A 12,966-nucleotide genomic window follows, 5' to 3' on the forward strand; every position below is an offset into this window, starting at 1 on the left:
CTGCAACGACAACGGCACCTGGACCCAGTTCAGCGCCGACCTCACCGCCTACAAAGGCCAGACCATCACCCTCTGGTTCAACGTCCACCTCGACGGCTCCAGCCCTGCGGATGACACCTGGATGTACCTCGACGACGTCACCCTCACCACGAGGTAGACGCACCAGACGCCAAAAATCCCTGCCCTCATGCTGAGGGCAGGGATTTCGGGTAACCGCTCGGCGCCCCGCTGGTCCGGGCCGGATTGCACGTTCAAGCCCGGGCCGCCCCGCCGAGAGTCGGACCTTCACGTCAGCCAGGCGGTGACTTGGTCAGTCGGCATTGGCTTACTCCAGAGGTAGCCCTGGGCATGGTGGACGCCGAGGCGTCGAAGTTCGGCGAGTTGATTTGGGGTTTCGACTCCTTCCGCGATCACAACCAGGTCGAGGGTGCGTGCCATGCCTAAGATGAGTTCGATGATGGAAGCCCTCTGCGGATCCGTGTCGAGTACCTCAATAAAGGACCGGTCGATCTTCAGGGTGCGGGCGGACATCCATTGAATGTAGCTCAATGAGGAATAGCCGGTGCCGAAGTCGTCGATGGAAAGCCCGACGCCGAGGTCGTGCAGCCGGTGGAGGGTCTCCGATGGCAGCTCAGGTTGCTCCATCAACACGGTTTCGGTGATTTCCAGGTTCACCGCCGCTGGATCGATGCCCGCCGCCAGAGCCGCCGTGTGCACGATGTCCGGGAAGTCGGGGGTCACGAGCTGGCGGGCGGAAATGTTCACTGCGGCCCAAAGGTTCCCGGCTCCCGGAACATTGGAGCGCCACCGCTGGACCTGGGCCAGTGCCTCGTTGAGCACCCAGGTTCCGATTGGAACGATGAGGCCTGTTTCCTCGGCGATGGGGATGAACGTGTCCGGCATGATCAGTCCGTGTTCACGATGACGCCAGCGCAAGAGGGCCTCGAACCCGACCGTTTGTTCCGTATCCAGTTCAATGATGGGTTGATATTCCAGGAAAAGTTCATCCCGTTCCAAGGCCACGCGCAGGTCGGATTGCAGGTCCAGGCGCCCGGCTGCCTGCCCGGTTGTGCGAGAGTCATAGACCACTGACCCGTCTCCACCGGCGGCCTTAGCTTCATACATGGCCGTGTCTGCGCCGTGCAGCAACGATTCCGCAGTATCTCCCGGGCCCGAGACGGCGATCCCGACACTGACGTTCAGGAAGATCCTTCGTCCGTCAATATTAAACGGCTGCCGGGTCGCCATCCTGATGCGTTCCGCAACCGCTGCGGCGTCGCGGGTGCCCAGGTTCTCGCAGACGATGACGAATTCGTCGCCGCCGAATCGGCCCACGGTATCGCCCGGTCGGACGGCAGTCCGGAGCCGTTCCCCGAGGAGGATCAAGAGAGCGTCCCCGGCCGTGTGCCCGATGCCATCATTGACGAGCTTGAACCGGTCGACATCCACGAACATCACCACTACCCGCTGGGATGCCCGCCCCAGGAAGCCCCGGAGCACATCGATGAGCAGATATCTGTTCGGCAGACCTGTCAACGCGTCGTGGCGGGCCTGCCATTCAAGAACCTGTTCGGCGTCTTTACGGTCAGTGATGTCCATGACCGTGGCTAGGAAACGCAATGGCGCCCCGCTAGTGGCGTCGTGGGTCATTCTGGCTTGGGACTGCATCCACCGAAGCTCACCGTCGGCCCTCATGATGCGAAACTCGTATTCAACACGCTTCGTGCCTGAATCAAGCGCCCGCCGCGCGGCCTCGATCACCTCCAAGTCCTCAGGATGGACCAGCGCCAGGGACTGTTTCCGTGAGACCAGTTCGCCCGGGGCCAGTCCGTAGATCCGGGCATATTCATCTGAGTGCGACCACCGGTCCGAAACGATGTCGTGTTCAACGCTGCCCATGTGAACCATTTCTTGGGCGGCGATAAGGCGTTCAAGTTCGGCGGCGGCCACCTGCAGACGTTTCAGTTCAGCGAGGTCCCGCGTTATTTCCGTGGACACGGCCACCGCCGCGACCGTCATGGCCCCTATGCCTCGGACAGGACTGACCGTGGCATACACCGTGAACCCGCGTCCCGTTCGGTCCTGCATCCAGAACTCACCTGCCCAGCCTTGGCCCGCGGCGATCACGTCTGTGATCTCCTGCATGGTCGCTGCCTGGCCCGGTACGTCCGGGCTGGCGATGATCCCAAGCTCGGTGATCTTCCGACCGAGGACCTCCGTAGACCGGAACCCGTAAAGCCGCTCGGAGGCTTGGTTCCAATAGCTCACTTGCCAGATGCCATCGAGTCCGATTACCGACTGCTGGATTTCCTCCAGCAGTCGCGACTGCATCACCAGATCATCATGCTTTACAACAGGCATTGCCCCCCGTCCCAGCCAACATCCGGAGCCCCAAGGAAGTACCAGAAGGTCGTGAGCGTCAACTTACAGCCGACTGTGGAGCTTCGCGTTCATTTGCCGAGACTTGGGCAATGGCGCGGCGGGCTCTACGGACAAAACGGACCATCCGCCAGGAACCATAAAGGGCCGCTAGGGCGAGGAGCAGTCCGGTGATCATGAGAGGCCACGGGGCGTAGTTGATGGTGGTCCCAACATGCCCGGTGCCGGCCTCGGAGGTGATGTTTGCCTCCGCGTTGCCGGCCTGGATGAGCGGTGCCTGTGTCAGCTTGGCGTGCAGATCGAGATTGGCTCCGGGAAGCATGCTTTCGGGGGTGTCGAATGTGAGTTGGGTGTTTGCGCCCACCCAGCTGCTGATATCGAGGTTGGCGGACGGGTGCAGGATGGTGTTGCCCGTGTTCTTCAGGGGCAAGGTGAATGTGAGCGCGTCCCCGTTCTGCTGCCAGCTCATATCGCCGTGCTGAAGGGACTTGACGGCGGTGCCGGCGACGTTGAGATAGATGCGCACGCCCTGGCGCTGGATGACGTCCAAGCGGACTGCCGTATCTCCGTTGACTTTGGTCGTTTGGCCTTGGACCGGAGGGCTTTGGATGATCAGACCACCGGCGTAGTCGCCCGGCGGAGTCCCAGCCGGCACGCTGATGCGGAAATTGACTTTCAGTTCCGCGTTCCCCGCGACGGTGATGTGGTCCGCGTCCAAATGGACCCAGCCGCCGACGCCGGGGCGCGGATCGTCCTGGTTGGCTAGTGCAAAAGCCCCTTGCGGGGTGCTGGTTCCGTCTACCGGATAGTCCAGCAGTGTCATCGGGGACTGCGAATGGTTGGTTACTATCGCTGTAGCTTCCAAGGCTGCCCCCGGAAACAGGGAGAAATGGAAGAAATCTGCTTCGTTCGCGGGCCGGATTCCCAGGGCCCCGTTGTCGACTGCCACTGCCGGTCCTGAGCTGGCGAGCAGGGCAACGGACAGCACCACTGTCGTCATGGCTGTGCGCAGGGGCAGGCACGGTCGGGGACCTTGTAGGGGGTTGGTCACTGGGAAGTCCTTGCTAGAGCGATCGGATTGCCAGGTTTCGTGACAGGAACGCAGGACGGCGGGGAGTTTCAAGCTCTGTCCGGGGTGGCGTGCAGCCCGTCGACCGCCGGCCTTCAGGGCGAAACAATCGGCGGGCCGCACTGTGCTCATGCTGTCAGGAGATGGTGTAAGTAAGGGTCGAGACGTAGGGCAGCAAAGCAGTGGACCCGACCGCGCCGAAATAATTCGATCGGAAGGCATTGGCGGGGACGACAAGGCTGTACGTGGGCGTCAGCGCGTAGGTTCCTTTGTTGGTACCCAACGACGATACGAGGGACTGGGCCGAACCGGACATTGCCAGGGCAGGCGCGGTTATGCCGGCAGCAGCGTCAGCACCGATGCTAGCGGTGACCGTCCCCGGGGTGATGGTCAGGTCGCCGACCGGAATGGTGCGGGCTGTTGTTTCAACGGTCCCGGCAGCGCTGGTGGGGACCGTGGCGGTGACTGAAAGCGACCAGGCCGCACCGGTGCCGCGTGTGTCGGAAATGCTCCACGGTGAAGACGAGGTACCGGTGGCTGTTTGGGTGGCCCCGGTCAGGGTGACGCCCGTCAGGGTAGCGCCCGCGGTGGTCGAGGTCAGGGCCCCGCCGGAAACCGTCGAGTCCACGGTGTCCGCCGTCGCTGCCGGGAGTGCGGCGCTGAGCAGGATTCCGGCGGCGGCAAGAATGCCCGCGGCCTTGAGGATTTTGCGCATGGGATTCTCCAGATGTTGGTGGGCACGCCAAAATGGCATGCAGTGATTTGCCACTGACGAAGCGGTTGAGAAACGCAAGAACCTGGCGGTCAAGGACCGAAATGAAAAGCGCGATTGCGGGCGGGTTCAACAACCCGCAGCTTCCCGCGTTCGGTGCCAATAGGCACTGGATTCTTGCGTGAGAGCAATAAGGAATCCGTTCTGTAGCCCCCGCCATGAACGAACGCCACCAACGATGTGGTGTGTATTCGTGACTGTACGCGTCAAGAGATTGATAAGCCACACGACGACGCATACCGCCTAGGATCCGTCATAAGCACGAAAAATCCCCGCCAGCACGCGGCTGACGGGGATTCCGACTCAAAGCTCCTCCGACTGGACTTGAACCAGTAACCCTTCGATTAACAGTCGAATGCTCTGCCAATTGAGCTACGGAGGAATGAAGCGTGTACAAGCCTAACAAAGGGCTGCCGGGAAACGAAATCGGCGCCCGGGAAGGCCTTCAGCTATCCATGCGGAGGGCGCGGCGCTGCATTTCCAGCTGCATGAGTTCCCGGTTGAGGCGTTGGAACTCCTCCGGCTGGGCTGAGGCGTCCAGACGCTGCAATTGACCCATCTTGTCCGCCTTGACCCTGGTGATCTGTAGTTCGAAAAGCCGGGCCAAAATGTCGCGGCAATACCGCTGAAGCGCTTCGGGAGTGCTGGCGGGCAGCGGAACCACAGCAAGCTCCGAGACCAAACCCTGGAGTGGTCCCGGAACCTCCTGGCGAATCCCTTCCACCCAGGCCACAGGGTCTCCCGCGTGGGCCAGCCCGGCTGCCCGAACAGCCGTGTGTACCGCAGAGTAGGCCGGAGTGACGAAGTGGCAGGCCTCAAACCGTTCCCATGCTCCACCGCTAAGCGCAGCTTCGCCACCCAGGACGGCGGGGTTCTGGATGACCACCTCGAGGGCCTGCCGCTCCATTGCGGCAATGGGATCCCGGGGATCAGGGCGCATGAAGGCGATGGGAGCGTCCGACGGCGGTGCTGCCGCCGGCTTGCCGGCCTGGCCCGGCGTTGTGCCCTGCCCGGCCCCCGGGGCTCCTGCCGTGCTCGCCGCACCTGCAGTTCCCGCAGTGCCCGGAGCGCCGGAAGCAGCGCGCTTCGCAGCCAACCCCACTGCCCGGCTGACCTCCTCAATGGGCATGCCGAGCCAGCCTGCCAGCTCGCGGACATACGCCGGACGGATGCCGGAATCGCGGATCTGTGCCACCACAGGGGCCGACTCCCGCAGCGCGGCGACCCGGCCTTCCACGGTGTCCAGGTTGTGGCGTTTGAGGGAGGCCCGGATGGCGAATTCGAAGAGCGGCCGGCGGGTGCCGATCAGGTCCCGGACTGCCGCAGCCCCCTTGAGCTGGCGCAAGTCGCAGGGATCGGCCCCGCTCGGCTCCACGGCCACGTAGGTCTGCGCGACAAAGCGCTGGTCCTCCTCAAAGGCGCGGAGTGCCGCCTTCTGCCCGGCGGCGTCGCCATCGAACGTGAAGATGACCTCTCCCCCGGTGCCGTCGTCGGACAGCAAGCGGCGGGCGATCTTGATGTGGTCAGTACCGAAAGCCGTACCGCACGTGGCCACAGCGGTACCGACTCCGGCAAGGTGGCAGGCCATGACGTCCGTGTACCCCTCCACCACCACCAGTTGCCGGTCCTTGGCGATGTTCCGTTTGGCGAGGTCGATGCCGTAGAGGACCTGGGACTTCTTGTAGAGCACGGTCTCCGGAGTGTTCAGGTACTTCGGGCCCTGGTCGTCCTCGTAGAGCTTCCGGGCTCCGAAGCCGATGGTATCGCCGGCGATGTCCCGGATAGGCCAGATGAGCCGGCCCCGGAAGCGGTCGTAAATGCCCCTGTTGCCTTCAGAAAACATTCCCGTGAGCTTCAATTCGGCGTCCGTGAACCCGCGTCCACGCAGGTGTTTCAGGAGCGAGTCCCAACCCTGAGGCGCGTAGCCGACGCCAAACTGTTCGGCTGCGGTCCGGTCGAAGCCGCGGCCATGGAGGAAGTTGCGGCCCTCGGCGGCACCTGCCGTGAGCAGCTGGGCACGGAAGAATTCGTCGGCGATCTTGTGGGCATCCAGCAGCCGTTGGCGCTTGCCGACCTCTTCGCGGTTGGGACCGGTGCCGCCGTCTTCATAGCGCAGCTCGTAGCCAATCCGGGCTGCGAGCTTTTCCACAGCCTCGTGGAAGGAGGTGTGGTCCATCTTCTGGACGAACGAGATGGCGTCGCCGTCTTCACCGCAGCCGAAGCAGTGGTACCGGCCTACTTGGGGACGGACGGTGAACGACGGCGAGCGCTCGTCGTGGAAGGGGCAGAGGCCTTTGAAGGTGCCCAGGCCGGCGCCCTTGAGGGTGACGTAGCCGTCCACCACTTCCTTGATATCGGTGCGCTGGCGTACTTCGTCGATATCTTCACGTTTGATCAGGCCAGCCACGTCACCATCCTAGTCGCTCAGGCGGGCAGCCCCTGAGCGGGCCGAGAAGTCGACGGGGACCTACCAGAGCGACGGCAGGCTACCCACCAAGCGTTCGTACATCGCCAGCGCCGAAGCGTCTGTCAGGGACGCCACCTGGTCGATGACGACGCGAAGCCGGGCGCCGTCGTCGGGGGCGTCCCGCCAGTCTGCAGCGAACATCGGTTCCAGATGGCGGTCTCCGCTCGCGTTGAGTACGCCTACCAACGCGTGCAGGACTTCGCGCTGGCGCTCATAGACAGGCTGCCGATGGTCGGTGGAAATCACGAACGTCGTGGCAAGGCCCTTCATGGCGGCAATCTCCGTGGTGGTGTCCTCCGGGACCATGAGTTCAGCGCCGTACCGGGTGAGGTGATCCGGGCCGAAGCGGGCGCGCGTGGTCTCCAGGGCACTCTGGCAGAACCGGCCGATCAGTTGGCTGGTCATGTCTTTCAGCGCAGCCATCGATTTGCGGCTGCCGTCGGCCTCGCGGACCCACACGCTCGTGGCTTCGAGGCGGGCCAGGGCGGCATCAATTTCGGCGGGATCATTGTGGGGCAGGTACCACTGCTTGGTGTACCCCACCACGCGGGCCCGGTGATCAGGATTGTCCAGCCACTTCAGCTGGAAATGGCCGGCAACGATGGCGTCCTCAACGTCATGAACGGAGTACGAGATGTCGTCGGCCAGGTCCATCACCTGGGCCTCGATGCAGGAGCGGTTGCCCGGCGCGCCGTCACGAAGCCAGGCAAACACGGGCAGATCGTCTTCATAGGCACCGAATTTGCTGCTCCGCTGTCCGTGGATGACGGGGGCATCGACGGCGGACCACGGGTATTTGGACGCGGCGTCAAGGCTGGCGCGGGTCAGGTTCAGGCCCGCGGGCCGGCCGTCGGCGGCAAGGACCTTGGGTTCAAGGCGGGTCAGCAGCCGCAGAGTCTGGGCGTTGCCTTCGAAGCCACCGATTCCGTGGGCTACCTCGTTGAGCGCGGATTCCCCGTTGTGGCCAAAAGGCGGGTGGCCAAGATCGTGGCTCAGGCACGCCGTGTCCACAACATCCGGATCGCAACCGAGCGCGCGGCCCAACTCGCGGCCCACCTGGGCCACTTCAAGGCTGTGCGTCAGGCGGGTGCGGACGAAGTCATCGGTGTCCGGGGCGACTACTTGGGTCTTGGCTCCGAGCCGCCGGAGGGCCGACGAATGCAGCACCCTTGCCCGGTCCCTTTCGAAGTCCGAGCGGTAGGTGTTTTTCCGGGGTTCCTGGACCCAGCGTGCCGAGTCGGCCTCCACATAGCCTGGAATGCCCGTTGCGTTTTCGGCCGGGCGTGCTGCAGACATCGCTTCAGTTCCCATGGGTATCTGCCTCCTCCGCTTGCCGTGCACCGGCGTCTCTTCAGCCAGTGCCTATGCAGCCAGTTTTCCACGACTCTGGCCGTGCGCGTGCACGCGGCAACCCGGGCCGCGCTTTAGCCGCCCGAGACGTCGAGTTCGGCCGCGGCGATATCGCGCGTCTGATCGGCGTCCATCTTCCGGCTGAGCAGCCAGTCCTTGGGCAACGCCGGCCTCTTGGGGGAACCTGCGCGTCCTCGCGGGCCCTCCGAGTCGACGCCCGGGTACGGCAGGTCCATGTCGAGTTGGTCCAGCAGCTCGCGCAGGACCTCGAGCGTCGGCACGGTGGCCAGTTTGGCGCGCAGTTCCCCGCCCACGACGTAGCCCTTGAAGTACCAGGCCATGTGCTTACGGATCTCGCGCAGCGCCTTGTACTCGTCGTTGCCGAAGGTTTCGATCATGAGCTCGGCGTGGCGGTAGACGCCGTCGGCTACTTCGCGCAGGCCCGGACGGTGACGCTCGTCGCTTCCTTCAAACGCGGCCTGGAGGTCACCGAAGAGCCACGGGCGGCCTTGGCAGCCGCGGCCAACCACGACGCCGTCGATCCCGGTTTCGCGCACCATGCGGACTGCGTCTTCGGCGGACCAGATATCGCCGTTGCCCAGGACAGGAATGTCCGGGAGGGCTTCGCGCAGCCGTGCGATGGCGGACCAGTCGGCCTGGCCGGAGTAGAACTGCGCGGCCGTGCGGCCGTGGAGCGCGACGGCGGCAACGCCGGAATCGCGGGCGATGCGGCCGGCGTCGAGGTACGTGAGGTGGTCCTCGTCAATGCCCTTGCGCATCTTGATGGTCAGCGGGATATGGCCCTTGGAGGCTTCCTTGACGGCGGTCTGGACGATGGAGGTGAAGAGGTCGATCTTCCAGGGAAGGGCGGATCCGCCCCCTCGGCGGGTGACCTTGGGCACGGGACAGCCGAAGTTGAGGTCGATGTGGTCCGCCCGGTCTTCTTCGACGAGCATGCGTACGGCCTGGCCCACAGTTACAGGGTCCACGCCGTACAACTGCACGGACCGGACCTTTTCGTCGTCGTCGTGGGAGATGATGCGCAACGATTCCGGGGTGCGCTCCACCAGCGCACGGGAGGTCACCATTTCCGCGACGTACAGACCGCCGCCGTATTCACGGCACAGCCGACGGAAGGCCGAGTTGGTGATGCCGGCCATCGGCGCAAGGATCACGGGGGTGTCCACGGTGATCCGGCCGAGCTGCAGCGCGGGCAGTTCAAGCTTGGGCGAAGGGGGCGTTGCTACTACAGTCACCCGTCCATTGTCTCAGACTGGAGCTTGCCGAATACGTGGGTGCGGGCCGACTGCTACGGCACATAGGGCTGGAACGCAGCGCCCGGCCCGCACCCACGTTCTCAAGTCGGGACGCTAGAGCAGCCAGCCGTTATCTTCGGCAATCCGCACAGCTTCGGCACGGGTCCGTCCGCCGGTCTTGGCCATCGCGGCGGACAGGTAGTTCCGCACGGTCCCCTCGGAAAGCATCGCCGACTTCGCGATATCGGCCACCGTGCCGCCGTCGGACGCTGCTTTGAGCACCTCTGCCTCGCGTTCGGTCAACGGACTGTCTCCCGCGGTCAAAGATTCCGCGGCGAGTACGGGGTCCACCACCCTGAGCCCCTGATGGACGCGGCGCACCGCTTCGGCCAATTGCCGCGCCGGCGTGTCCTTGACGACGAATCCGGAGGCACCGGCCTGCATGGCGCGCTTGAGGTAGCCGGGCCGTCCGAAGGTGGTCACCATGAGGACCCGGCACGACGGCGCGGCCCGCCGCACGGCCGCCGCCGCGCTGATCCCGTCCAAGCCGGGCATCTCGACGTCGAGCATTGCCACATCAGCGGAGTGCTCGACGACGGCGGCCGCCACCCCTGTCCCGTCGCCCAGTTCGGCGACCACCTCGATGTCCGGTTCCAGTCCCAGCAGAGCCGCCAATGCTCCGCGCACGAGCGCCTGGTCGTCGGCGATCACCAATCGGATGCTCATACCTCCACCGCCAATCTGAACCCTCCCAGGTCACTCGGGCCAATGCTGACCGTTCCTCCGGCGGCACCCACGCGTTCGCGGATCCCCGCCAGTCCGTTCCCGGAGCGGCCTCCGGAGGCCGGGCCGACGCCGTCGTCCTCAACCAGAACGCTCGACGCCGTCAACCGGACGCGGCAGCGCGCGGCACCGGAGTGCCGAACAACGTTGGTGATGCCTTCGCGCAGGACCCAGCCGAAGAGCTCCCGGTGCCGCGCCGGAACCTGCTCCACGGTTCCCGGCAATTCAGCGTCGATCCCGGCCGATTCCAATGCCGTCCGGGCGACTGCTAGCTCCGCAAGGACGTTGACGCCGCGGTAACCGGCTACCGTGGCCCGGACGTCGGCGAGCGCACCGCGGGCCAAGTCCTGCACCGCGGAGATCTCGGCGGCCGCCCGGTCCCGGGCAGGGTGGTCGCCGGGGACGGTGTCCAGCATCCTGCCGGCCAACTCGGCTTTCACGGCGATCACCGTCAGGGAGTGTCCCAGGATGTCGTGCATGTCCCGGGCCACACGGCTGCGCTCAGCGGCCACGGCTGCGTCGGCCAGTTCAGTCTGTGCTTCCCTGAGCCGTGCGGTCTGCCGGATCAGCCGCGCGAAAGCGGACATCATGAGGCCGAGGGACAAGATGATCCCGGCCTGCAGCAAGGCCTGCTCCCCGTTGCCCGTCACAAGCTGGGTGGAGAACGAGGCGAGGGACAAGGTGACGATGAGGAAGAAATCGGTGCGCGGCGGAAGGGACGTCATGGCGATGGCGCAAGCGAGAAAGGTCCAGGTCCACAAGGCTTCCCTTCCAATGATGAGGATCATCAGCCCGTTCAGCGCCAGCAGGATGCAGACGGACACGATGCCGGCCCGGACGCCCAGCCGCCAGCTGATCTGCGGCAGCAAGACGTAGGCGGCGAAGAACACGATCAGGGACGTCGACGCCGCCGCTTTCCAGGCCAGCGGCTCGTCCACGGACCACACGATGTTCCACGTCGGCCAGGCCCAGAGCAGGATGGAAAGTCCCGCACCGATGAACCAGCCTCGTGGCCCAGGACCACGGAACATCGGACCGCGGAACATGTTGCCTCCCTTGAAAAGGGTGCCGCTGAACACGTTTCCGGTGAGCACATCCCTGAAGGAGGTTCCGCCTGCGTTGCTGGTCATGGTGCTTACCCTAGCGGCCTGTTTTTGGTGGCTTGTTCAGACACGTTTCGTGTCGCGGCGGAACGCCATCGCAGCCCCGGCCACGAAGATCACGAGCCAGATGAGCACGTTGACGATCCACGCCCCATCGAATTCGCCGGTGATGGGACTCCGGGCCAATTGTCCGATCCCGTATGCGGGCGTGAACCTGGCGATGTTCCCGAAGGTCTCTCCCATGATTTCGATCGGCATGAACAGTCCACCGAGCATGGCAAGGATCGCCAGGGCCGGGCCGAGGATCTGCATGACATTCTGGCTCGGCATGAGGTATCCGACGAACAAGCCGAGGGCCGCGAAGACCAAGGAACCCAGCCAAGCCACCAACCCCGCTGTCAGCCAGGTCTGGGCGTCCATGGTGACACCTGCCAGGGCACCGATGACGAACTGGGCCACGACGGCAACAAGGGAGAGCGTCAGCGCGGCCATGGCTTTCACCGCGATATACGCACCGGGCAGGAGGGGCGTGAGGCGAAGCTGGCGGCTCCAACCTTGCGCACGTTCCACTGCCACTTGGCTGCCGGCGCCCGTAGCAGCGGTCATCGCGGCATACACCGTGAGGCTGATGAGGATGTACTGGCCGTAGCTGTGCCCGTTGGGCAGGAGCTTGTCCTTGTTGGACAAACCGAAAATGAAGAAGAAGACCGCCGGCATGAATACCGTGAAAATGATGGTCCGGCGGTTACGAAGCATCCGCTTGATCTCGATCCAGAGGAACGTGCGGTTGACCCCGCCGGCGGACGGTTTCCGTTCCTGGACGACAGTTGCCGTGCTCATACGAGGTCTCCTTCAAAAGTGATGCTCACGGATTCCGGCACGGCATCGTCTCCGGTGAGGGCGACGAACGCTTCCTCGAGGTTGTTGGCCGCCACTTCGACGTCGTGGGCGCCCGTGTTGTTGAGCAGGTACCGCACGACGGCGTCCGAGTCGCCCGTGCGGACGGTGAGTCGGCCGCCGTCGTAATCCATGCTTTCGACGGGCGGCATCCCGGCCAAGAGCCCGCGCTCTGCCGCCGGAAGCGAAGCCTTGACGGTACGGCCCGAGGCAAGGTTCTTGATCTGGGCGGCGGTGCCGTCCGCAACGATGCTGCCTTGCCGGACCAGGACAATCCTGTCCGCGTAGGCGTCGGCTTCTTCGAGGTAATGGGTGGCGAAGATGACGGTCCGTCCGCGCTGGGCGTCGGCCCTGATGGCGGTCCAGAAGTCGCGTCGTCCCGCCACATCCATGCCGGTGGTGGGCTCGTCCAGGATGAGCAATCCGGGATCGGAGACGAGGGCCATGGCGAAGCGCAGCCGCTGCTGCTGGCCGCCGGAGCATTTCTCCACCTTGCGGTCGGCGATCTCCAGGATGCCCGCCCGCGCCAGGACTTCGTCCACAGGGCGGGAGGAATCGAACATGGCTGCATTGAGCTGCACGGTCTCGCGGACACTGATGTCCCGCAGCAAGCCGCCGGTCTGCATCACGGCTGCCACCTGGCCGCGGGCAATGGCTCCCCGGGGAGTGTGGCCGAAGATGGAAACGCTTCCCTGGTCCGGGGCGCTCAATCCGAGGATCATGTCGATGGTGGTGGTCTTGCCCGCCCCGTTGGGACCGAGGAACGCCACCACTTCCCCCGGCCGCACGGTGAGGTCGAGGCCGCGGACGGCGTGGACCTTCCCGAAGCTCTTGTGCATTCCGGCGGCGTGGACGGCCGGCACACTCGCTGTTGTCATGGCTCTCCTTGG

10 protein-coding genes and 1 tRNA gene are annotated in these 12,966 nt (G+C 64.7%); all 11 read right to left on the minus strand.

Translation table 11 applies throughout. The features are described 5' to 3' along the window. Positions 1 to 285: 285 nt before the first annotated feature. Positions 286 to 2,331 (minus strand): sensor domain-containing protein, encoded by a 2,046-nt coding sequence (locus AB4Z38_RS13850; RefSeq protein ID WP_441430249.1) that lies wholly within the window; start codon positions 2,329 to 2,331, stop codon positions 286 to 288. A gap of 88 nt (positions 2,332 to 2,419) precedes the next feature. After that, positions 2,420 to 3,430 carry a COG1470 family protein gene (locus tag AB4Z38_RS13855; protein ID WP_441430250.1) on the minus strand — a complete coding sequence of 337 codons (1,011 nt, stop codon included), beginning with the start codon at positions 3,428 to 3,430 and terminating at the stop codon, positions 2,420 to 2,422. Positions 3,431 to 3,584: 154 nt separating this feature from the next. Beyond that, positions 3,585 to 4,163 carry a WxL domain-containing protein gene (locus tag AB4Z38_RS13860; protein WP_441430251.1) on the minus strand — a complete coding sequence of 193 codons (579 nt, stop codon included), beginning with the start codon at positions 4,161 to 4,163 and terminating at the stop codon, positions 3,585 to 3,587. A 366-nt stretch (positions 4,164 to 4,529) separates the two neighbouring features. Next, positions 4,530 to 4,602 (minus strand) — tRNA-Asn (locus tag AB4Z38_RS13865). A gap of 63 nt (positions 4,603 to 4,665) precedes the next feature. Further along, positions 4,666 to 6,627, minus strand: a complete 1,962-nt coding sequence (gene dnaG / locus AB4Z38_RS13870; RefSeq protein WP_441430252.1) for a DNA primase — start codon at positions 6,625 to 6,627, stop codon at positions 4,666 to 4,668. 60 nt (positions 6,628 to 6,687) lie between these two features. Next, entirely contained in the window at positions 6,688 to 7,998 is a 1,311-nt protein-coding gene (locus AB4Z38_RS13875; protein ID WP_372460917.1) for a deoxyguanosinetriphosphate triphosphohydrolase, read from the minus strand. A 113-nt stretch (positions 7,999 to 8,111) separates the two neighbouring features. Next, positions 8,112 to 9,293, minus strand: coding sequence for a tRNA dihydrouridine synthase DusB (dusB, locus tag AB4Z38_RS13880; protein ID WP_441430253.1), 1,182 nt, complete (start codon positions 9,291 to 9,293; stop codon positions 8,112 to 8,114). A gap of 114 nt (positions 9,294 to 9,407) precedes the next feature. Continuing rightward, positions 9,408 to 10,019, minus strand: a complete 612-nt coding sequence (locus AB4Z38_RS13885) for a response regulator transcription factor (protein ID WP_441430254.1) — start codon at positions 10,017 to 10,019, stop codon at positions 9,408 to 9,410. After that, positions 10,016 to 11,206 (minus strand): sensor histidine kinase, encoded by a 1,191-nt coding sequence (locus AB4Z38_RS13890; RefSeq protein WP_441430255.1) that lies wholly within the window; start codon positions 11,204 to 11,206, stop codon positions 10,016 to 10,018. Before AB4Z38_RS13890 ends, AB4Z38_RS13885 begins: the two co-directional genes overlap by 4 nt. Before the next feature lie 36 nt (positions 11,207 to 11,242). Then, positions 11,243 to 12,019 (minus strand): ABC transporter permease, encoded by a 777-nt coding sequence (locus tag AB4Z38_RS13895; RefSeq protein WP_441430256.1) that lies wholly within the window; start codon positions 12,017 to 12,019, stop codon positions 11,243 to 11,245. Continuing rightward, the gene (locus tag AB4Z38_RS13900; protein WP_441430257.1) at positions 12,016 to 12,954 is read right to left on the minus strand and encodes an ABC transporter ATP-binding protein; all 939 of its coding nucleotides are present in this window, start codon (positions 12,952 to 12,954) and stop codon (positions 12,016 to 12,018) included. The genes AB4Z38_RS13895 and AB4Z38_RS13900 overlap by 4 nt, the downstream gene beginning before the upstream one ends. Between the last annotated feature and the right edge of the window lie 12 nt (positions 12,955 to 12,966).

The sequence above is a fragment of the Arthrobacter sp. 2RAF6 genome, from assembly GCF_052115205.1.
In the GTDB taxonomy this organism is placed as follows: domain Bacteria; phylum Actinomycetota; class Actinomycetes; order Actinomycetales; family Micrococcaceae; genus Arthrobacter.